General features: G+C 44.2%; 23 protein-coding genes and 1 tRNA gene. 10 read left to right on the top strand and 14 right to left on the bottom strand.

What is annotated here, in order from left to right:
• Positions 1–212 precede the first annotated feature (212 nt).
• The gene (locus tag AB2J24_RS02060; RefSeq protein WP_367384243.1) at positions 213–428 is read left to right on the top strand and encodes a hypothetical protein; all 216 of its coding nucleotides are present in this window, start codon (positions 213–215) and stop codon (positions 426–428) included.
• 118 nt (positions 429–546) lie between these two features.
• On the opposite strand, the gene AB2J24_RS02055 is transcribed toward AB2J24_RS02060, so the two are convergent.
• Positions 547–636, bottom strand: a tRNA-Ser gene (locus AB2J24_RS02055).
• Between the two features lie 196 nt (positions 637–832).
• Between AB2J24_RS02055 and AB2J24_RS02050 the strand changes: the two genes are divergently transcribed.
• On the top strand, positions 833–1,300 hold the full coding sequence (locus AB2J24_RS02050; protein ID WP_197742804.1) for an NUDIX hydrolase: 468 nt from the start codon (positions 833–835) through the stop codon (positions 1,298–1,300).
• Here AB2J24_RS02050 and AB2J24_RS02045 read toward each other — a convergent pair.
• The 7 genes from AB2J24_RS02045 to AB2J24_RS02015 all read right to left on the bottom strand — a co-directional run bounded on the left by AB2J24_RS02045 (position 1,239) and on the right by AB2J24_RS02015 (position 7,658).
• Positions 1,239–2,732, bottom strand: coding sequence for an inorganic phosphate transporter (locus AB2J24_RS02045; protein WP_162652542.1), 1,494 nt, complete (start codon positions 2,730–2,732; stop codon positions 1,239–1,241). The two genes, AB2J24_RS02050 and AB2J24_RS02045, sit on opposite strands and share 62 nt — an antisense overlap.
• 112 nt (positions 2,733–2,844) lie before the next feature.
• Positions 2,845–4,170 carry a TolC family outer membrane protein gene (locus AB2J24_RS02040; RefSeq protein ID WP_367384242.1) on the bottom strand — a complete coding sequence of 442 codons (1,326 nt, stop codon included), beginning with the start codon at positions 4,168–4,170 and terminating at the stop codon, positions 2,845–2,847.
• A gap of 189 nt (positions 4,171–4,359) precedes the next feature.
• A complete protein-coding gene (locus tag AB2J24_RS02035) occupies positions 4,360–4,992 on the bottom strand; it encodes a 5'-methylthioadenosine/S-adenosylhomocysteine nucleosidase (RefSeq protein ID WP_367384241.1) in 633 nt (210 codons plus the stop codon).
• Positions 4,993–5,011: 19 nt separating this feature from the next.
• Positions 5,012–5,701, bottom strand: coding sequence for a type 1 glutamine amidotransferase (locus tag AB2J24_RS02030; protein WP_367384240.1), 690 nt, complete (start codon positions 5,699–5,701; stop codon positions 5,012–5,014).
• Between the two features lie 36 nt (positions 5,702–5,737).
• Positions 5,738–7,228 (bottom strand): AMP nucleosidase, encoded by a 1,491-nt coding sequence (locus AB2J24_RS02025; protein WP_162652546.1) that lies wholly within the window; start codon positions 7,226–7,228, stop codon positions 5,738–5,740.
• 71 nt (positions 7,229–7,299) lie between these two features.
• Entirely contained in the window at positions 7,300–7,470 is a 171-nt protein-coding gene (locus AB2J24_RS02020; RefSeq protein ID WP_162652547.1) for a hypothetical protein, read from the bottom strand.
• Entirely contained in the window at positions 7,467–7,658 is a 192-nt protein-coding gene (locus tag AB2J24_RS02015; RefSeq protein WP_162652548.1) for a hypothetical protein, read from the bottom strand. Before AB2J24_RS02015 ends, AB2J24_RS02020 begins: the two co-directional genes overlap by 4 nt.
• A gap of 565 nt (positions 7,659–8,223) precedes the next feature.
• Here AB2J24_RS02015 and AB2J24_RS02010 point away from each other — a divergent pair.
• Positions 8,224–8,490, top strand: coding sequence for a sel1 repeat family protein (locus tag AB2J24_RS02010; RefSeq protein ID WP_162652549.1), 267 nt, complete (start codon positions 8,224–8,226; stop codon positions 8,488–8,490).
• A gap of 202 nt (positions 8,491–8,692) precedes the next feature.
• On the top strand, positions 8,693–9,658 hold the full coding sequence (locus tag AB2J24_RS02005; protein WP_367384239.1) for an AEC family transporter: 966 nt from the start codon (positions 8,693–8,695) through the stop codon (positions 9,656–9,658).
• A gap of 2 nt (positions 9,659–9,660) precedes the next feature.
• Here the strand turns inward: AB2J24_RS02005 and AB2J24_RS02000 are convergent, their stop codons facing one another.
• Positions 9,661–11,307, bottom strand: a complete 1,647-nt coding sequence (locus AB2J24_RS02000) for an electron transfer flavoprotein-ubiquinone oxidoreductase (RefSeq protein WP_367384238.1) — start codon at positions 11,305–11,307, stop codon at positions 9,661–9,663.
• 262 nt (positions 11,308–11,569) lie between these two features.
• Here AB2J24_RS02000 and AB2J24_RS01995 point away from each other — a divergent pair, with 262 nt between their 5' ends.
• The 6 genes from AB2J24_RS01995 (at position 11,570) to AB2J24_RS01970 (ending at position 16,933) form a co-directional block, all read left to right on the top strand.
• On the top strand, positions 11,570–11,848 hold the full coding sequence (locus AB2J24_RS01995) for an acyl carrier protein (protein ID WP_162652552.1): 279 nt from the start codon (positions 11,570–11,572) through the stop codon (positions 11,846–11,848).
• 32 nt (positions 11,849–11,880) lie between these two features.
• Complete coding sequence (locus AB2J24_RS01990; protein WP_162652553.1) at positions 11,881–12,357, top strand: 3-hydroxyacyl-ACP dehydratase FabZ family protein; 477 nt, start codon at positions 11,881–11,883, stop codon at positions 12,355–12,357.
• A 15-nt stretch (positions 12,358–12,372) separates the two neighbouring features.
• Complete coding sequence (locus AB2J24_RS01985; RefSeq protein WP_367384237.1) at positions 12,373–13,581, top strand: beta-ketoacyl-ACP synthase; 1,209 nt, start codon at positions 12,373–12,375, stop codon at positions 13,579–13,581.
• A gap of 10 nt (positions 13,582–13,591) precedes the next feature.
• Positions 13,592–14,878, top strand: coding sequence for a beta-ketoacyl-ACP synthase (locus AB2J24_RS01980; RefSeq protein WP_162652555.1), 1,287 nt, complete (start codon positions 13,592–13,594; stop codon positions 14,876–14,878).
• A gap of 62 nt (positions 14,879–14,940) precedes the next feature.
• Complete coding sequence (locus tag AB2J24_RS01975) at positions 14,941–15,966, top strand: zinc-binding dehydrogenase (protein WP_162652556.1); 1,026 nt, start codon at positions 14,941–14,943, stop codon at positions 15,964–15,966.
• A gap of 19 nt (positions 15,967–15,985) precedes the next feature.
• Positions 15,986–16,933 carry a lipid A biosynthesis lauroyl acyltransferase gene (locus AB2J24_RS01970; protein ID WP_367384236.1) on the top strand — a complete coding sequence of 316 codons (948 nt, stop codon included), beginning with the start codon at positions 15,986–15,988 and terminating at the stop codon, positions 16,931–16,933.
• A gap of 66 nt (positions 16,934–16,999) precedes the next feature.
• On the opposite strand, the gene AB2J24_RS01965 is transcribed toward AB2J24_RS01970, so the two are convergent.
• The 5 genes from AB2J24_RS01965 to cobA form a co-directional block, all read right to left on the bottom strand.
• A complete protein-coding gene (locus AB2J24_RS01965) occupies positions 17,000–17,425 on the bottom strand; it encodes a L,D-transpeptidase (protein ID WP_162652557.1) in 426 nt (141 codons plus the stop codon).
• Between the two features lie 82 nt (positions 17,426–17,507).
• Positions 17,508–18,491 (bottom strand): adenosylcobinamide-phosphate synthase CbiB, encoded by a 984-nt coding sequence (gene cbiB / locus AB2J24_RS01960; RefSeq protein ID WP_420883610.1) that lies wholly within the window; start codon positions 18,489–18,491, stop codon positions 17,508–17,510.
• A gap of 2 nt (positions 18,492–18,493) precedes the next feature.
• Complete coding sequence (locus AB2J24_RS01955) at positions 18,494–19,486, bottom strand: threonine-phosphate decarboxylase (RefSeq protein ID WP_367384234.1); 993 nt, start codon at positions 19,484–19,486, stop codon at positions 18,494–18,496.
• Between the two features lie 2 nt (positions 19,487–19,488).
• Positions 19,489–20,781 carry a cobyrinate a,c-diamide synthase gene (locus AB2J24_RS01950; RefSeq protein ID WP_367384233.1) on the bottom strand — a complete coding sequence of 431 codons (1,293 nt, stop codon included), beginning with the start codon at positions 20,779–20,781 and terminating at the stop codon, positions 19,489–19,491.
• Positions 20,778–21,617, bottom strand: coding sequence for a uroporphyrinogen-III C-methyltransferase (gene cobA / locus AB2J24_RS01945; RefSeq protein WP_367384232.1), 840 nt, complete (start codon positions 21,615–21,617; stop codon positions 20,778–20,780). The genes AB2J24_RS01950 and cobA overlap by 4 nt, the downstream gene beginning before the upstream one ends.
• Positions 21,618–21,678 lie beyond the last annotated feature (61 nt).

The following is a 21,678-nucleotide window of genomic DNA, read 5'->3' as shown; positions in this document are numbered from 1 at the left end:
TTCAGGTCCATTATTCGAAACTATTTTTTAGCAATATGTTTCTGTATCTGTTTCAACCTATCAGAGTTCAGATGAGGTGCAAATCGAGAGGTTAGTTCTTCTTCGCGCAATAAAGAATCTGACGTACTTTGCAAGAGATTTTTCGATGGCCAACCTATGTATCTCACTTTTCGCAACTGTTGTGATCAATGCAGCCAATACGGGGAGAAAATATGGAATTCAACTTAATCATCCTATTCGTCGGATTTGTTGTCGGTTCTCGCATCATAGGTGGTGCTATCTATTCTGGTCTCGCATGTGTTGCTGATACCATTAAGGACAATCATGAGCAAACGAACACCCGATATAATATGCCTCGCGCGGATAAGTGCTCCAAAGGTTCTGTTTTGGCGTTTTGCCGAGAACGTGTTCGAGGTTCTTGGGTATAGCGTTGAAATCGAAAACCAATATGTCGGTGAGTTAAATACATAACTAAGTCCGAGCACGTGAGTGGGTACAATCCCAAACCGAGGATTTAAAAGCTATGTAGAATCAATAGATGTAAAATGGCGGAGAGGAAGGGATTCGAACCCTCGATACCATTCCTGGTATACTCCCTTAGCAGGGGAGCGCCTTCGACCACTCGGCCACCTCTCCGGTAAACTGGTTTCTAATGATTTTTAGAGCTTTGGCAATAGGTGAACGGCATTGCGGAAGCAAAAAGTCTGTTTTTTCTTAATTCGCGTAAAATATGCGAATAGATAAATGTGTCACTCTCAATTTTGCATCGGTTCAAATGATAGTTATGCTTATGGGAATTGATTCGAGCAATTTGACAACATAGAGGAATATTATGCACAGGGTTGGAGTTCTACCATTCGACATTTTTGAAAACGAAATGGCGATGCTCTTTATCACATCTAAAACACGAGGACGATGGATCCCGCCAAAGGGCCGCGCCAAAGATGGTGAAAGCCATGAGGATGTCTGTCATAGAGAAGCATTCGAAGAAGCCGGCATTAACGGAACTGTCCTATCTGATTTTCCAATTACTGTTGTTATTAGCCGAACCAAGAATGGTGTGATCGAAAAGATACCAGTGACCTATTATCCGTTCTTAGTGGAATCACAGTCCAATGCTTGGCCAGAAAAAGACGAACGCGAAAGACACTGGGTAACGATGAAGGACGTGCAGAGGTTTGCTGACCGCAAAGATTTTTACAATCTTCTTGCCCAATTTGAAGAATTGACCCCTTGGATTAAAACAGCCGCGTTATTGCATAAATCAGAGCAGCCAAAAGCGCAGAAGCAGGCACAGTAACAACCCAAGCAGCAGCAATGGAAAGCACGAAACGGCGGCGAACTAACCTTCGCTTACGTTGAGCTTTGGAATTAACAATAGCATCCTCCGCTGTATCACTCAGGATGATATCTGCGCCATATTTGCGTCTTGCCGGATGCTCGGTATATTCGCGCAAAAATCCAACACCAAATACAGCACCCACCGCAATGTGTGTGGAGCTAACTGGTAAACCAAGTGCGGATGCTATCAAAACCGTAATGGCAGACGATAATGCAACGCAATATGCGCGCGGTGAATTCAATCGCGTTATTTTCTCACCAACAATACCGATTAACTTGGGACCAAAAAGGCCGAGCCCCAGGGCAATACCAAAAGCTCCAACAACCATCACCCAAGTAGGAATGGACACTTGGCTAGAAAATTCAGCGCCCTCACCTATAGTAGAAACAATCGCCGCCAACGGTCCAACAGCATTTGCCACATCGTTTGCGCCATGCGCGAAAGATAAAAACGCAACACCAATAATCAACGGCAGATCAAACAATCCATTGATATCTTTTTTCTTGTTTTGTAGTTTTGAGATCTTCTTTAAAATATATGGCCGTGAAGCCAGGAGCGCAAGAACAAACCCTATGAGGGCATAAATAGCGATTTCGGCAATTGAGGGCTTCCAGATCTTTTTAAGACCTTTCATAGCCATATAAGCGACAAATGCGGCGGCCATAATACCGATTAATACGGGAACCCACGTTTTGGCTGCGGCTAACCGATCTGACACGTTAAGTATATTCACCTTGATGAATAGCAACAACGCAGCAGCGACCGCAGCACCAAAAACTGGCGAAATGACCCAGCTCGCAGCTATAGCAGACATCGTACTCCAATTAACCAAGCCAACACCAGCTGCGGCGATCCCTGCCCCTAAGACGCCACCCACAATCGAATGAGTGGTCGAAACAGGAGCACCAACAAATGTCGCCAGGTTGATCCAGACAGCAGCTGCAAGAAGCGCGCTAAGCATCAAATATCTAAAATCAATGACACTTATATTGTCGCCTGGTGTAATAATCCCCTTAGATACTGTTTTAACAACATCACCACCAGCCAATAAGGCGCCTGCACTCTCGCACACAGCTGCGATAACGATGGCCCAGAATACAGTGAGCACCTTGCCCCCAACCGCGGGGCCCATATTATTGGCGACATCATTTGCTCCGATATTGATGGCCATATAACCGCCAATGACGGCAGCTATAACGATTAACAACGGCTCTTCTGATATGCCTGTTAGCCGCGTGCCAGCAAAAATAGCTATAAACGCAAGAAATATAACTGATATGCCAATAGGGATAATGACACTGCGAAGGCGCAAAGCCGTAGATTGGGTATAATCCAATCTCCTTAGATCATTTACATATCGATGGTCAGGATTTTTTTTATTATCAGTCATGCGCATCTCCCCAAGTACAACAGCGGGTACCCTAAACAGCATAATTTTGGGAGAAAAAACGGATCAAAACTGATCATACTTGTTAATAGCCTGTGGAAAAGAGACTATTCAATCACTTAGTCACGGTTCTTAAACCAAACCACTTGTCTTCGACTTGCTTAAAATGGGCTTCAGGATTGTATCTTTTCGCATTCAGGTTTAACCCATTAGCAGTCAACTGGCCTGTTGTATAAAGAATATTATACGCAGCAACAATTGTATTACGTTGCGATTGTGCCAAAGCTTCTCTTGCACTTAAAACACTGGCTTGGGCATTTAGAACATCTAGCGTTGTGCGCTGACCAACTTTTCGCTCTTCTATTACACCAGACAAAGCCAAGCGGGCTGCTCTAACTTCTGCATTTCCAGCCTCTATGGAAGCTTTGGAGGAATTAAAGCTTACCCAGGCATCGATAACAATTTGCTCAACTTGGCGACGAACAGAATCAAGCCTGATACGCGCTTCGCCCAATCTTTCCTTTGATTGTCTTACACCAGCTGCATTTGCACCGCCACCATAGATCGGTATGGTTAAGCGAGCACCAATTTGCGCACTCGTCACACCGCCATCAGCTTCCGTTAAAGCACCAGTGAGATTTACTCCGGGCAAAAGGGCACTTTGAGCGACATTTACATCAAATTCTGAAGCATCGATAAAGTGCTTGGCAGAAGCAAGTGCAGGATGGTTCTGCATACTTAAACCAAGAGCCAAATTCAAATTCTTAGGGATAAATTTGGTCGGTATTTTGGGCACTTTTAACTTTGCGGGCTTAAGCCCGACAATTTGCTTATAAACCGCACGAGAAGACCGCAGATTTGTCCTGGCTGCTGTAAGCTGCGCTTGTGCAGCCGCCAGCTGCGCCTGTGCCTGCGCTACATCGGTACGCGTACCTTCACCAGCATTCAGACGTGCTTTTGACGCATTTAGCTGTTCAGCAAGAAAATCAAGGTTTTGTCTGCGAATACTCGATATTTGCTGATTAAGAAGAACGTCAACATAAGCCTGCACACCGCCTATCAAAACATCCATCTCTGTGGATTTAAGGGTTGCACGACCAGCCAAAATTCGAGAGTTCGCCGCCAAAATGCTATTCTTGGTTTTAAAACCATCAAACAATGCCTGCTTAACCGTCAATGAAACCTGGGCTGTCTTTGAAACCGTATTATTTGTATCAGAATATGTAGCTCTTGCCTCAGCCGCTACATTCGGACGACGACCAGCTTTGGCGATTGCTATACTCTCATCAGTCGCGCGTAATCCTGCACGGGCAGCTTCAATATCTGGATTAGACTCATAAGCACGCGTAAGTGCGCCATACAAGGTTTCTGCATGGCTAGCCGCGGGCAAAGCCAATAATGAAAAAATGCAGAAAAATAGAAATCTTATCGACGCTGACAACAACAACACTCCACGCAAAGGCGGCAATCCCGCTTACAGAAATTTCATTAGACTATAAATGATGCGCATTAAACCTAATCACAAGGGTAAAACAGATATCAACAGGAAAAGGACTTTATAAGTGGCGCTTGCGCAACAGCTAACAACTCATAGAAGCAACGATCATGAACGAAAGTTAGGCTAATCCCGTTAAAGAATTTCACCTGACATTATCACTTTGAACAACTTTTCGACCGTTTGGGCAAGTTTTTGATCAATAGTATCAAGATATTCTGTCCAATCAGTCATTTTTTTCAGCTCCTCTTTCCCATCTGAAATTCCTCGCAGGGCCACCATAGGAACATCAAATTTCATACAGCTGCGCAGGATTGCAAACGATTCCATATCTACCATCTCAGCATCAATATCTTTGTATGCATCCCCCGAGACGATGTTAGCCCCAGTGGATAATCTCGCGGTGGGTACGCCAGGAATTAGGAACGGAAGCACGTTTTCAACTGGCAGATCTAAAAAGGGAGTTTTACCTTTTTCAAAACCAAGGGGGGAAGCGTCCATATCCCGATAGGAAACACTTGTCGCTTGATAGACTTCCGCTTGTTTCAAAGTAGACGATCCCGCAGAGCCAAGCGAAACCAATACATCCGGCAAGTCATTCCTTAGCGATAACTCTGCTAATGCATGGGTAACCTCAACGGCAGATTCTACAGGACCTACACCGCACATTAGCGGACTAAAGATTTGCTTAAGCTGCGTCCCATATTCTGGCTCAGCAGCCATAACGAATAAAATAGACTTGGTTCCAACTTGTTTAAGAGCATACATAGTAAATCCGTATCTGGAATTATTTTTTAGTTTGAGATGTCAACATATCAACTATTTGAGACGTAATGGTGCTTACGTCCATCATTGGTTCCAAACTTGCACGAGCAGTTGCAATTTGATGAGGCGCAAGAAAGTCAGCTTTTACGTCGAGCAAGTCGAGGATAAATTCAGCGTCCATTTCTGGATGCCCCTGAAATGACAGCCCCCTTTCCCCATATGAAAGCGCCGCACATGCACAAAAGTCCGACGTCAAGATTAACGTAGAATCAGCAGGAGCTGCAAGTACTTGATCTTGGTGAAAGGCGTTTATTGGAAAGATTTTGCCATCAAAGTCTCGATATTCTTGTCTGCCTAATGCCCAACCATCTTTAAATTTTTCAACTTTACCACCGAGCGCCTGCGCCATTACCTGATGGCCAAAACAGATCCCAACAACGGGCTTGATTGCCACAAAGCAATCTCGGACGAATTGTTCTAGTTCTGATATCCAGGCGAGCTTTTCATAAACGCCATGTTGCGAGCCTGTGATTAAATAAGAATCCGCTGCATGCACACTTATTGGAAGCTTGCCACGGTTGACCTCATAAACATCGAATTCAAAACCTTGCCCATCCAGCATTGTTTTGAACAGGTCTGCATTTGAACGATATTTTGCAGCAATCGCCTCACCTTGGTCGCCGGTTTGAAGAAGCCCAACCCTTACAGACATATTTTCACATTTCTATTTGGATTCATCTGACAAAAATTATTGAAACGGTGTTTCAGCAAAGCTACGAAGTTTACGAGAGTGCAGCCGTTCCGGTGGCATATCTGCCAACATCTCCATAGCTCGAATACCAATTTTTAAATGCTGATTGACCTGCGTTTTATAAAACTCGGTTGCCATTCCGGGCATCTTCAGTTCACCATGCAATGGTTTGTCAGAAACACACAATAAGGTTCCATAAGGTACTCGAAACCTAAATCCGTTGGCTGCAATCGTCGCTGATTCCATATCAAGAGCAACAGCACGAGATTGAGATAAACGCTGAACAGGCCCTTTTTGATCTCGAAGTTCCCAGTTCCTGTTATCAATTGTTGCTACTGTTCCAGTCCGCATGATACGTTTAAGGTCATAACCGTCATACCCGGTCACTTCCTCAACAGCATCTTGCAATGCAACCTGAATTTCCGCCAATGCTGGAATTGGAACCGACAGCGGCAAATCCGAATCTAGAACATGATCTTCACGTACATAGGCATGCGCCAGCACATAATCACCCAACTGCTGACTATTACGTAATCCTGCGCAATGCCCAAGCATCAACCATGCATGAGGGCGCAAAACCGCAATATGATCGGTGATTGTTTTCGCATTTGACGGCCCCACACCAATATTGACCATCGTTATACCGCCATGCCCTGACTTTGTCAGGTGATAGGCTGGCATCTGGGGCAATTTTACTTGCTTGTCAGAATTAGTATTTGATGTATTTGGGTATGTGGTAATATTTCCCGGCTCGACAAAACTATCATAGCCCCCCGTCCCATTTGCCATCATGTTTTTGGCATAATTGCAAAATTCATCGATGTAAAACTGGTAATTCGTAAACAAAACGAAATTTTGGAAATGGTCTGGATGAGTAGCTGTATAGTGAGCTAGTCTGGCCAGAGAATAATCTACACGTTGAGCGGTAAATGGTGCAAGAGGTTTCGGCTCGCCTGGCTCTGGCTCAAACGTGCCATTGACAATGGAATCATCCATTGTAGCCAACTCAGGCGTATCAAAATGATCCCGCAAGGAAAGCTTAAACTCCTCGCCCTTAGACGAACTTACGCTGGTTTCACTGGTAATTGCGAAATGCAGAGGGATCGGAACATGAGATTCCCCGATCACAAACACAACATCATGGTTCTCTTGAATGATTTCTAGTTGTGCAGTCAAATAAGATCGAAAGAGCGTGGGATCAGTTATTGTCGCACTGTAAACGCCTGGCGACGAAAAATGCCCAAATGAAAGCCGCGGATCAGTTTGGCCAAATGTATGACAGCTGATGCAAATTTCAGGATAATAAGCGCGATAAAATTTACGAACGCTGGGAACAAAATTCTCAAAAGCATCTTGAATAAACTCTACATTCTTGTTGTAGAGCCTCTCCAATGCAGCAACGGCATCTTTTGGACTGCGAAATTCTTGAGCTTCTTCGCGTTGTGGTGAAAGTATATTGTCAGAATTGGTGTGTAAATGTGTATCCATGTGACCTTATAGCGGAATAACGGTGACAGGAAAATAACAGAATTCATCTCAGTGTCTTTTTTCACAATAGATTATGCACCGCGTTGAATACTTTTAATAAGAACAAATCCAATGGCGTTGCTATCGTCGCCAAAACCACGGTCTTGACTAAGAGCCATTGCACAAAGCGGTCCAGTTAAAACCGCCATCAAAAGAGAAACTCTAAAAACAATAGAAAAAGTTTGTTTAGCTGGCGTTCTCATTGTTCTATTCCGTTCACATCTTGAATGTTGCAAATTGGTTCTTTTCCTGAAACACAGACGAACAGTTCGCCAGATAGGTATGGTCGGCGCAAAATTTGTTGCTCGCGAACCTGCCAGACAAAAAACATTGCAAACACGGTCAGTGCCAGTCCGATTATTGTGAAGCGCTGCGCCAGAACTATTGTCATTTTTAAAAGCCCCTCATCCGATTGATCTTCTTGTCTCGATGATTGAGAAGATAGACGACTGAAACTGAACAAAATCTGAGATACCCATTCATGTTCGGTTCAGTTTCGTTAACAGGCTGATGATCAGCGTCGGATTTGTTGGCAAAAAGGCAAAACAAGACCCCAAGGTGGATAATCAAATCACACCAATTTTCAGGACAATTTTAGTAAAACTGTATTTTGTCTTCGGAATCTTTGGTTACTCAAAGGTTGAAATTCATTCATGAATCAATCGTAAATTTTGATCGAAATTCGCGCATTCTGAGTGACTCTGATGTTTAACAAAATGACAAATTTACGAAATATTTTCATTTTGTTTATCCGAAATTAATCATGCAATTTAACAGCATTTTCAAAGTATTCCGACATTCTAACAACCATCAAACAAGCGTTGAAAAACAGCGCGACAAGGACACTAAGTCCACATAAATGACAGGCGTAATGCTCCTCAAGAGCAACAGGGAAAATTCCGGAAAACCGGACAATATAAAGCTCCGCAAAGGAGTAAATGACAGGGATAAGTAAAATGGCACGTTTTGAAATGGCAGAAGTAAATAATGTAATAGCAGGCGGTGAGGCACCAGCCGATATCCTTTGCGATATGGGCCTTATGTATGCAACAGGTCGTAATTGCGAACTTGATATGATCACAGCACATAAATGGCTTAACATTGCTGCCATCAAAGGCTCGGAACGTGCGGCGGACCTTCGCGCAGAACTATCAAATACAATGACTAAAGCAGACCTCGCAAAAGCGCTTCGTCAAGCCCGCGAGTGGATGACGATGCACTAGGTCTAACCTAAGAATAAGCCAGGGGACGGCTAATTAAAGCTCGTGATCAGATGACATAAATCTGACACGGGCTTTTTAATTAAATGCTTATCCCTCTTCCTGTTTTTGATTGCCAGCCCTATGCTGCATCAAGTGTAAATTCATTTGCCCTTTTTAGGTGATAACTATAATTTCAATGAAACTTACGCTCGAAAGCGACTAAATGCCAGCATATACTGAAACCATTATCTATATATTCGCATTGATCGCACTGGGATATATATCGGTTGCCTTTAGTTACTTTAAAGCAGAAGTCAGTGATAATCTGACCGCTTTTATCTACAAAGTAGGTGTTCCACTTTTACTTTTCAAAAATACACTTTATGCAGATTTTCAAAGTGGAACTGTGATCCAGCTTTGGTCAGTTTATTTTGGTTCAGCGGCTTGTATTTGGGCTATCTCTCACCTCACAATTCAAAAAGCATTTAGGCGAGATGCACGCGCAGGTGTCGTAGCTGGTGTAACTGGCGCATTTTCAAACAGCGTGCTTGTCGGGATACCGTTTGTCAGTGGCGTCTATGGTGATGATGGTATGGCGGTTTTGTCTAAAATCCTGACAATACATCTGCCGGTCATGCTTGCCGCTACAATTATACAAATTGAATGGGCAAGCCGACGTGATGGGGCGGCGGATGGTGCTATCAACTTTATTCAACTACTTAAAAACTTCATTCGTCAATTATTGTCAAACCCGTTGGTAATTGGTGTTCTCGCCGGATTTACAGCAAAAATCATTGGTTTCTATCCTCCATCCGTTGCTAATTTGCTTATAGATAACATCAGCGCAACCGTAGGCCCCATAGCTTTATTTGCACTTGGCATGGCTGTTAGCCGCTATGGCATCGCTGGGCAAATCGCACCTGCTTTATCGCTTGTATTTTTTAAACTCATGCTCATGCCGGCATTGGTCTTGTGCGTAGCAATTTTAGTTGGAATGCCTGATTTTACAACTAAAGTTGCAGTTTCTATCGCCGGGCTACCAGCAGGAATAAATGCATGGGTTGTCTCTCAACAATTTGGTACAGGGCAACGACTAGCCGCCACATCAATAACCATAGGTACTGGCGCAGCCATAATCTCTACAAGCCTATGGCTGCTTATCACAAATACAGTGCTACAACTATTATAGAGCTACATGTTCGGGTAAAGAGGTCCCTCGCCACCCTGCGGCACAGTCCAATTAATATTTTGATTAGGATCTTTTATGTCGCAAGTTTTGCAATGCACGCAATTCTGGGAATTAATCACAAAATTTTGCTGATTATCTTCCTCCACCCACTCATAGACACCCGCAGGACAATATCTATTAGACGGGCCTGCAAACATCGCAAGCTCAGACGATTTCTGCAAATCAGCATCTCCAAGCTTCAAGTGAACAGGCTGATCTTCTTCGTGGTTTGTATTTGACAAAAACACCGATGAAAGCCGATCAAATGTCAAAACACCATCTGGTTTCGGATAGGTAATTTCCTTATGCTGATCTGCTGGCTCTAAACATGCATGATCTGGCTTCCCGTGTTTCATCGTGCCAAATGGTGACCACCCAATGAGGCTGTTAAGCCACATATCCAAGCCACCAAGACCAACGCCAATGATCGTACCAAACTTTGACCAAAGTGGTTTTACGTTTCTAACACGTTTGAGATCCTTGCCTATCTCGGTTGATCGCCATTCATTTTCATACTCGATGATCTCGTCTTGCGCACGCCCCGCAGCTAAAGTCGCAGCAACCTTCTCCGCAGCTTGCATGCCCGAAAGCACAGCATTATGAGAGCCTTTGATACGTGGCACATTTACCAATCCAGCAGAACATCCGATCAACGCACCACCTGGGAACGTGAGTTTAGGCACAGATTGCCAGCCACCCTCGGTGATGGCACGAGCGCCATAAGATAATCGCTTACCACCCTCAAAAGCTGCCGCAATCGTCGGATGAGTTTTAAAGCGTTGAAATTCTTCAAATGGAGAAATCCAAGGGTTTTTGTAATTGAGATGAAGTACAAATCCTACAGCCACTAGATTATCTTCAAGATGGTAAAGAAACGAACCGCCCCCTGTTTTCATATCCAACGGCCAGCCAAATGAATGCTGAACGAGGCCCTTTCGGTGATTTTCGGGTTTAACTTCCCAAAGTTCTTTAATACCAATACCAAATTTCTGAGGTTCTTTATCTTTATCAAGTTCAAACTTGTTAATGATCTGCTTCGCCAACGATCCTCGAACGCCTTCACCAATAAGCACATACTTTCCAAGCAGCTCCATACCCACTTCATGATTTGGGCCAGGTTGACCGTCCTTACCGATGCCCATATCACCCGTTGCAACGCCAATTACCGCGCCATCATCGTTATACAACACCTCGGCGGCGGCAAACCCGGGATAGACTTCAACGCCCAGCGCTTCAGCCTTCTCACCCAACCAACGGCACACATTACCCAATGAAACTATGTAGTTTCCGTGGTTACTCATCAAAGAGGGCATCATAATATTGGGTAGACGTACTGATCCTGCCGGTCCTAGCACCAGAAAATGATCATCTTTTACTTCTGTTTTAAAAGGATGATTTGCGTCATCCCGCCAATTCGGCAGCAACTTATCAATGCCAACCGGATCAACAACAGCACCAGAAAGAATGTGAGCACCAACTTCCGCACCCTTTTCCAGGACAACTACGGACAAATTTTCGTCAAGTTGCTTCAATCGAATAGCAGCAGAAAGTCCCGCAGGTCCCGCGCCAACGATAACCACATCAAATTCCATACTTTCACGTTCTGACATTCAATCCTCCAAATCGCACTCATAAAAGTGGTATTTGAGTCAATCTCAACCCACTCATTGAACTACCCTTACCAAGTGTTTAGGAGAATTTGAAAAGCCTTGTAAAGAAATATAACCTCTGGTCTGCAAATAATTACAAATCTGGTCCACAAAAAGTCACAAATTATGGCCAATAACATTGAATACAAGAATTAATCGTTGGCTTTTTGTGCGCACTTGATTATAGGTTCGCCGAAACAATAAATTTATGAGGTCCTAAACCGTGTCTGAAACATTTGACAAAGTTGCCGATATTATCGCTGATACGAGTGAACTTGATCGCGACACAATTCTACCGGAAAGCAATACCGTTGATGACTTGGGAATCGACAGCTTAGATTTCCTTGATATCGTTTTTGCGATTGATAAAGAATTCGGTATTAAAACGCCATTGGAAAAATGGACTCAAGACATCAATGACGGCAATGCAAATGCGGAAGATTATTTCGTATTGAAAAATCTTTGCGCAAAAATTGATGAACTTAGAGCTGCCAAGGGCTAATTAAAGCCCCAACAATTGGCGGACGACAACATATGCAATTAGAATACTTCCAAATGCTTGACCACGTTGAGGCTATAGACCTTAGCGCGAAAACTATAAGCATGCGCTCAACCGTGCCAAAAGAAAGCCCTGTTTTTGAAGGGCATTTCCCAGGTTTGCCTTTAGTGCCAGGCGTTTTACTCATAGAAACTATGGCACAATCAGTCGGTCTATTGGTTATCGCTGTCACAGACTTCAAGATCATGCCATTTTTAATGTCTGTTGATAACGCAAAAATGCGCATGTTTGTCGAGCCGGAAACAGTTTTGGATATCAAAGCTCAGATCGAGCATGAAGGTTCAGGGTTTATCGTCGCAAAGACATCAATCACAACGGCGGGTAAAAGAGTATGCAATGCGCAACTCAAATTTAAAACAAGATCCTTTGAAGAACTGCCATTTCTTGATAATGTTCTTGGCAGCGCAGAAAAATTGGGCCTACACGAAGCCATCGCAGCCCAGCAAACATAGTGAAGGAAGCCTCAAATGGCTCACAGAGCGGCTCAGAATACTGATGTTGTGGTCACGGGCATTGGTCTCGTAACGTCACTTGGTGTGGGTGTCAAAGCTCACGAGAATATTTTGACATCATCGACTAAGATTGATCCTGTAATCGATACAGAGATCCTCTCTCCCTACGCCGTTCACAAACTCCCTGAAATTGACTGGACGGAACAAATTCCCCGTAAAGGTGATCAACGTCAAATGGGAAACTGGCAAAGGCTTGGTGTATTTGCGGCAGGTTTGGCTCTAGATGACGCTGGCCTTAAAGAGGATGCAGATGCCGTAGGATCAATGGATATGATTGTTTGCGCAGGCGGCGGCGAACGCGATGTTGAAGTCGACTCAATGATCGTTGAAGGCGCTCGAGAAACAAATAATGTCGATGAATTGCTAAACGAAAAACTTGGTACCGAAATTCGCCCAACGCTTTTTCTTGCCCAGCTATCAAACTTGATGGCAGGAAACATTTCAATCGTTCATAAAGTAACCGGTTCGTCTCGCACCTTTATGGGCGAAGAAGGTTCAGGCGTTTCGGCCATTGAAACAGCCCATGCCCGAATTAAACACGGACAATCAACCCATTGCTTAGTTGGTGGTGCTTTCGTTGCAGAACGGGAAGATGTACTTTTCATATTTGAAGCAATAAATGAGCTCGAAAAGACACCTATTCGTCCATTTTGGCAACGCAAAGGCGAACAAGGTGGAATTGCACTTGGAACAGCCGGAGCATTTCTTATTCTGGAATCTCGCGAACACGCAGAAGCACGTGGCGCGAAAATTTATGCTCAGCTTGATAATGTTGCCGGTGATTGTGGTCCACGTGATGACAAAGCGCTGCAATCTCGCATAGATTATCTTTGTGAGAGTACCCAAGCGACAAATGATACTGAAACACTCGTAATATCTGGCGCGTCAGGGGCGAGAGAAATTTCGAATCAAGAACGGACATTACTTGATCAAAAATTTGCTGATTCGACCGTTAGAACCAGCAGCGCTTTATTTGGCCACACAGTTGAGGCACAATTCCCTCTAGGCATTGCTTTGGCAGCGGTTGGGCTCAGCAATGATGAAAAGCTTGGTAAATTTGCAGACGAGTTAGATCAAGATATGCAAAATCCTCCCCAGAAAGCCGTTGTTACCGGATTTGGACATCGTCGCTCTGAGGGCATCGCCACACTTTCAAAGGCTTAGGTAGAATAATATGACATCATCAGCATTTAAAGATCACCTTGGCAGACCAATTGTTGTCGTTACAGGAATGGGTGTCGTCACATCATTGGGGCAAGGTGTTGATGAAAACTGGACAAAATTGACTGAAGGTCAATCTGGCATACATCCGATAAAACGTTTCTCCACCCATGAGCTATCCACGCATATTTGTGGGAGTATCGACTTTATCAACATTGAAGAAGATAATATTGTCAATCGTTCCCATAAGCTTGCAGAGACTGCAACCATGGAAGCTGTGGCAGATTCGGGTATCAATGGGGATTTTAATGGACCTCTTTTTCTAGCCGGCCCACCCGCCGAACCTGATTGGCAACAGCGCTTTGACTTGGCTAACCAGGTGCCAATCGAAAAGCGTGAAGGTTCAGCCTATCGCCAATTACTGAACCTCTTACAAGATAAACCAAATGAAAAGCTGCATGATTCAGCCCAGTATGGCGCTATATCAGAGCGACTTGCTGCAAAATTTGGTACACGCGGTTTGCCGATCACCTTATCTACGGCTTGCGCATCGGGTGTAACAGCTATTCAGCTGGGTGTTGAAGCCATTCATCAAGGTCGTACAGACCGTGCGCTTTCTGTGGCTACAGATGGTTCAATTAATGCAGAACAACTCATACGCTTCTCGCTATTGTCAGCTTTATCTACGCAGAATGATCCGCCAGAAAAGGCTTCAAAACCTTTCTCTAAAGATAGAGATGGCTTCGTAATTGCCGAAGGTGCAGCGACACTAGTTTTGGAATCATTAGAAGCCGCTACAAATCGCGGAGCCAAAATCTATGGCGTTATTAAAGGGTGTGGCGAAAAAGCTGATCATTTTCATAGAACCCGCTCATCACCTGATGCAGCACCTGCAATTTCAGCAATAAAAGCGACACTAGCCGATGCTGGTGTTGATTGTTCAGATGTCGATTATGTGAACGCGCACGGCACCTCTACACCTGAGAACGATAAGATGGAATATCTAGCACTTTCGACAGTGTTTGGTGATAATATGGCCTCGACTCCGGTTTCATCTAACAAATCAATGGTTGGCCATACGCTCACATCTGCTGGCGCGGTAGAAGCAGTATTTTCAGTTATGACAATCAAATCTGGCACCCTTCCGCCAACGATCAATTATGATAATCCTGATCCTGCAATTCCATTGGACACCGTGCCAAACGTAAAGCGCAACATGCCAGTTACCACTGTTCTTTCAAATTCTTTTGGATTTGGTGGACAAAATGCATGTCTTGTCATCAGCGCCAATCCCGCTTAAAGGTTTGCGACACGCTTTTTGGCGTAACATTATAATAAGAATCAAATATTCAAGGAAAGCTGATGCGCGCACTGCAACTTGTTGAAGACCGCAAACTGGAAATTGTTGACCTACCTGAACCTGAAGCACCAGGTATCGGAGAAGTTCAACTTTCCATAAAAGCTGTTGCACTCAACCATATTGATGTTTGGGGATGGCGCGGCATGGCATTTGCAAAGCGCAAAATGCCACTGGTCATTGGCGCAGAGGCTGCAGGCATTGTTGAGGCGGTAGGACCAGGAACCTCAGGTTTAGTGCCCGGTCAAATTGTATCTATCTACGGTGCACGTACCTGTGGACGCTGCAAAAATTGTCAGGAAGGCCGCGATAATCTTTGCACAGAAGTCGGTGGCGTTCACGGCTTCCACCTTGATGGATTTGCACAAGAGCGGGTAAATTATCCCGCACGATTGCTCGTCCCTGCCCCACCAAATGTCGATGCCGTAAGCGCAGCTCTTGCACCTGTCACATTTGGCACAGTTGAACATATGCTCTTTGATAATGCAAAGCTCCAGCCGGGCGAAACCATTCTCATTCATGCTGGTGGTTCAGGCATTGGATCCGCGGCTATTCAGCTAGCCAAAAAAATGGGCTGCACGGTTATCACAACGGTCGGCTCTGATGACAAAATTGAAAAGGCCAAAGCACTTGGTGCTGATCACGTCATTAACTACCGCGAAGACCGTTTCGAAGGCCGAGTGCGCAAAATCACTAAAAAGAAGGGTGTTGATGTCGTTTTCGAACATGTTGGCAAAGATACCTGGGCTGGCTCCATGTTTAGCCTTAAAAAAGGTGGCCGGCTGGTCACCTGCGGCTCAACATCAGGTGTTTCTACCGAGACCAATCTCATGATGCTGTTCCAGCAGCAATTACGCCTCATTGGTTCTTTTGGTTGCCGCATGGAAAACATGAACAATGCCATGATCAAAATGTCACAAGGCCTTGTATCGCCAGTCATCGACACTGAGATTGACATGGAAAACATCCAAACTGCGCTTGAGCGTATGGAAGGACGAAAAGTGTTCGGCAAAATTATCCTGAAACTGTAAATAGTTCGAACTGAGATTAGTGTTGCAACAAACACCCAGCAAATTTTCAATAAAGCTATATAATATAGCAACAAATATCCGCTATAGACTTGAGGCGAGTGTCGCAATTTCGATGCTCAATCTTGCGCGCTTGCTACCCGTTCAGACAGCATTAAGCTTTATGGACAAAATTACAGGATTTGTTGGTCCAAGAACCAGCCGGCAAAAACTTGCCTTGAAAAATGTTGCCCTTGCATTTCCGGAGAAATCTGAGGAAGAACGGGAAGAAATAGTCTCCCAAATGTGGTCAAACATGTCTCGCTTGGGTGCGGAATATATATTTTTAGACAAAATCTCGAAATATGATCCTGAAAATCCAGACAATGGTAATATTGAAGTTATCGGCACTGATATTTTCTTAGATTTAATGGAAAATCCCAGACCATTCATTGTTTTTACAATGCACGCTGGGAATTTTGAACTCCTACCAATCGTTTCACAAAAATATGGCCTGTCTGTCAGCGCGTTGTTTCGCCCGCCAAACAATCCATATATTGCTAAGAAGATTTTTTCAGCTCGCGGTGCCCATGTTGATGACTTAGTGCCCTCAACTGCTGGCGCTGCTTGGACATTGGCTCATAAACTGGACCGAAATGGCGGCGTAGGCATGCTGGTTGATCAAAAGTTCGATAAACGAGGTGCTGACACGACTTTTTTTGGGCACAAGGTTCGAACCAATCCGCTTCTGGCTAAACTTGCACGTCAATATGAATGCGATGTTTTCCCGGCAAGATGCATCAGATTACCGGAAGGGCGGTTTCGCATCGAGCTTGAACCGGCAATCGATATCCCCAAAAACGCCGATGGTGTCGTTGACATTAACGCCACCTGCCAATTGCTAAATGATAAAGTTGAAGATTGGGTGAGAGAGTATCCCGGTCAATGGCAATGGTTTCATGACCGCTGGAATATCAAACATACGCTTTGATTGTATATCAAGCCCAAAAAAAGGAGGGCAAAGTGCCCTCTTCTAAAACCAATAACTAAAACCCGTTTAGTGCTTGATGACCACACGCGTATTACTTAAGCCCGCTTTCTCTACCAATCTGTAAAATTTTGATGCATTTTTTGGGTGTAATCGAATACAGCCGTGCGATGCTGGTCGACCCAAATTTTTAATTGCATTTGTAGCATGTACTGCATAACCACCGTTAAAAAATACAGCAAACGGCATTGGCGCATTGTTATATTTTCTAGATTTATGGTGTCTGGAAAGCCATTTAGCACTCCATTGGCCCGTAGGTGTACGGTAGCCCTTTCGACCACTGGAAATCTTCCATTTGTACTTCACTTTACCATACTGTTTGACGATCATCGTTTGTGAAGAAATATCAACGCGCGCTTCAAGTCGTGCTGCACTGGCCTGCACTGTCGAAAATACAAACATTACAAATGCAAATATCATAAGAACATTTTTCATTCGGCACTCCCCCAGAGAGATTAAAAGATCACCTCTTTTACGTGAAAAATGACTTAGTGCACAGCCAAAAGGTTGAGAATGGTTAAAACGAATGATTAATGGTGATGAGTATGACAACAACAAATGCCTCTATCAAACACGCAGTCAAAAATACAATTTTAGCCAATTCAACATCGATAAATGTTAGTTTTTTCCGACCAGTAGCGTTCATAAATGCGTCATCAACTTTGTATTCTGAATAGGTTCTAGGGCCAGCAAGTGCAATATCTAAAGCCCCTGCCATTGCAGATTCTGGCCAGCCAGCATTTGGAGATCTGTGATGTTTTGCATCTTTCAGAACTACTTTGACAACAGACATAGGGGGTTTCGTTCTTGCGCCAAGGCCGGAAGCAAAAATAATGAATAATGCGGATAAACGCGCAGGAAACCAATTAACAAGATCATCCACTTTTGCACTTGCCCATCCAAAATCCTGATATTTTTCAGTCATGTGCCCAAGCATACTATCAGCTGTATTGATCATTTTGTAAGCAAACAAACCGGGCAACCCAAAGATTGCATACCAAAATATTGGAGCAACCACACCGTCTGAAAAGTTTTCCGACATGCTTTCAATGGCAGCGCGAGAAATAGAAGATTCATCAAGTTGAGCTGTATCGCGGCCTACAATCATTGAAACAGCGTTCCTAGCGCCATTGATATCTCCATTTCTTAATGGAGTGATAATCCGTTCCACATGATCAGACATGCTTTTTTGCGCAATGAAGATGGCCACGATGATAACTTCCAGCACGTATCCCAGAAATCCAATATTGGATAAAATTGCTGTAAATAATAGGCCTAAAATTACAGCGATTGCCACAAGCATGACAATCGCCATTATACCTGTGAACTTTTTATGAGCCTGGGAGAGAAGGTTAGAATTGAAACGTTTATCCATATATCCGGTAATTTGACCAAACCAAACGATCGGATGTGTATACTTCCGCCAGATCCAGTCTGGATCCCCCACAAGCATGTCCAAAATAGTTGCGCAAAACAGGATAGTAAAATGCCATTCCGACAGCATCATACCTGAAACCCATTTAAAGCGTTGAGCAAACGAATATCTTCGCCCTGATCAGGCGTAAGACCTATACGCATCCATTTAGAATTATAATCAAATATGCGGGTCAGAATTTTTTGCTCCTTCAAATGAACATCCAGTGCTTTTGCATTTGAGTGTTCTATGAGAAAAAACAACTTATTCTCACCAATAATTGTTAGCTTAGACTGTTTTAGGATCTCGCCCATCTGCTTGTGACGGATTAAGGTTTTCTGATTAAGTTCGTTTACAATATCAGGATGTGTAAAAATATGTTCTGCAATAGCCAGTGCCGGACCTGTAACCGCCCATGGGCCAAGATATGTTGCAAATTTTATTCGAATATCAAACGATGAAAACACAAACCCAAGCCGGATACCTGCCAAGCCAAAGAATTTCCCTACCGAACGAAGTATAATAATATTATCTGCTCTACTTTGAACATTAAGAAGACTATTATGATCATCAAACTCCATAAAAGCCTCATCAACGACCAAATATCCATTACGCTTAGATAGTTGTACGGCGAGTTCTTGCAATTCCTGTGAGGTATATAGCCTGCCATCAGGATTGTTAGGATTGGCCAATATCACTGACGATACATCATCAATAATCTTAAAATCTGAAAGCGACTTGTAGGCTCTATTATTACGCAAAAACGAATTTGCATATTCACCATATGTTGGCTCGACAATCCCGACCTCACCATCCAATATCTTTGACAGATGCTGGATGGCAAACTGCGAGCCCGGTACGGCCAGGCAATTATATTTCGTTTGATAAAACTCCTGCGCTTGTCCCTCAAGACGCTCGACATGCAAAGGATCTGGTAGGCGTCGCCAGACATCTTTATGGAACGTAGGTAGATCAATAGTAAACGGGCTTACGCCTGTTGAAAGATCGAGCCAATCTTCTTGAGTGCCACCAAATTCCTCAATGGCTTTGAGTAAATTTCCACCGTGTTGAATATGCTCCATAACTAAGCCCGATCAACCACATGCATATATGAACCCGCAACATGACCCACGCGCATTCCCCTATCACCTAACGCGTTGTCTTCAGCATCCCCGGCGGAGAATAAAGGTTCAACATGATCTGCTTTATGAACAGTCGAATAATGGAACTCATGACCACGAAGCGGTCCATCCCACAACAAATTATTTTTTGGGTGCAGTTTGCGATACCCTAACTGACGTTTTCTACTCGCAAAGCTTGTTTCTAACGGTAACAGACCAAGCATCGGGTGCGATACCCCATGTGCATCGATCAACCTCTCACCAAGCACCATGTACCCACCGCACTCGCCGTAAATCAATTTGTCTTCATTGGCAGCTTTTCGCATTGCAGATCTAAAACTAGTGCAATTTGACAGCTTTTCTGCGTAAAGTTCAGGGTAACCACCCGGAAGGTAGATTGCTTTTGCATTTTGAGAGGGTGTTTGGTCATTAAGAGGAGAAAAGAAACTCAATTCTGCGCCCATATCTCTCCAACCAGTTAAAATATGCTCGTAGGAAAATGAAAACGCCATATCGCTTGCGACAGCAATATTTTGAGCAATAGGCGGCAATGCATTTACTGTGGGAATTTGCGCAGAATGCTTACTATCTGCCACATCAATAATCCGTTGCATATCAAGGTTCTGCTCAATATGTGAGGCAACATCTTCAATAAATTGCTCGATTTTCAGATGTTCACCCGCCTGCACGAGGCCAAGGTGACGTTCCGGTAACTTGAATCTATCGTCACGATGTATTGCACCAAAAATCTCGATAGATTGGCTAGATAAAGCTCCCCGCAGCATTTTTTCATGACGAGTGCTTGCGACTTTATTCAGGATAACACCACAGATATGTACATCGTCCCGAAAATGGGCAAAACCAGATACAACAGCCGCGACAGAATGAGAAAGCTTTGAGCAATCAACGACCAGAATAACTGGCAGATTAAGTAACGCTGCCAAGTCCCCTGCAGATCCAGTACCATCTGCAGCACCATCAAACACCCCCATCATAGCTTCTATAAGCAAAAAATCATCAGGGCTTTGCAATCTGTTTTTTTGGCCAATAAGAAGTTCAGGCCGCATGGCCCATGGGTCAAAATTATAGCATTTAGCACCCGATGCAATGGCGTGAAACTGCGGGTCAATGAAATCAGGACCGGCTTTACCTGATGCTATAGAAATGCCTCGGTTTTTAAGTGCCCGCAAAAGCCCCAATGTAATAGTAGTTTTACCGGAGCCTGATGAAGGAGCTGCGATCACGCACCCGCTCATGAGACCGCTTTGTTGGGTTTGAGCTTCAACGGATCAGGAACTAGCAATCTGCCAGCAGCAGCGCCGAGCCAGTCTAACCCCGAACGAAGGCGAACGACATCCCCCAAAACGACAATGGCAGGTGGCGATAAATCTGCTGCTTTGATGTCCCTCACAGCATCTGCCAATGTAGTTTCTAGCACAAAATGTTTCTCCGTGGTCGCATCACAAACTAACGCGATCGGCTCATCAGCTCTACGACCGGCCGCCAGTAATTTGGTAACGATGGCATCCATATGCTTCATCGCCATATACATAACAATTACGGGTGAACCCTTAGCTATGCTATTCCAATCAATCGAATCCGGTATAATTCCGCCAGCATCATGACCGGTCAAAAATGTCACTGCCTGATTAACTTCACGGTGAGTAACTGGGATACCAGCATAAGCCAAGCCTCCAATACCAGCTGACACACCAGGCACAATGCGAAACGGAACGTGATGTTCAACAAGTGCTAACGCTTCCTCACCCCCGCGTCCAAAAACAAAAGGATCGCCGCCCTTAAGCCGCAAAACTTTTTTTCCAGCACGCGCCAATTCTACAAGTCGAAGCGAAATGTCGCGCTGTTTCGCAGATGGCTTCCCACCTCTCTTGCCCGCATATTCTATAACTGCGTCTGCACTGGCCAGTTTTAAACAGTCCGAATTCACCAAAGCATCATGAACAATAACATCAGCCTGAGACAATGCATTATAGGCATGGAGAGTTAGCAATCCAGGATCACCTGGCCCTGCACCAACCAGCCAGACATGCCCATCTTCCATCATTGGTAATGTGTTTTGCCAATCCTGCATGCGATTAAGTTTAACCCTCGTTTCGAGTTCCTATATGGTTATGTTTCTTCTACACTCTTTC

It is taken from the genome of Lentilitoribacter sp. EG35 (assembly GCF_040784015.1).
GTDB lineage: Bacteria > Pseudomonadota > Alphaproteobacteria > Rhizobiales > Rhizobiaceae > Lentilitoribacter.
The sequence above is the reverse complement of the archived record's forward strand: the minus strand, read 5'-3'. Positions and strand labels throughout refer to the sequence as shown.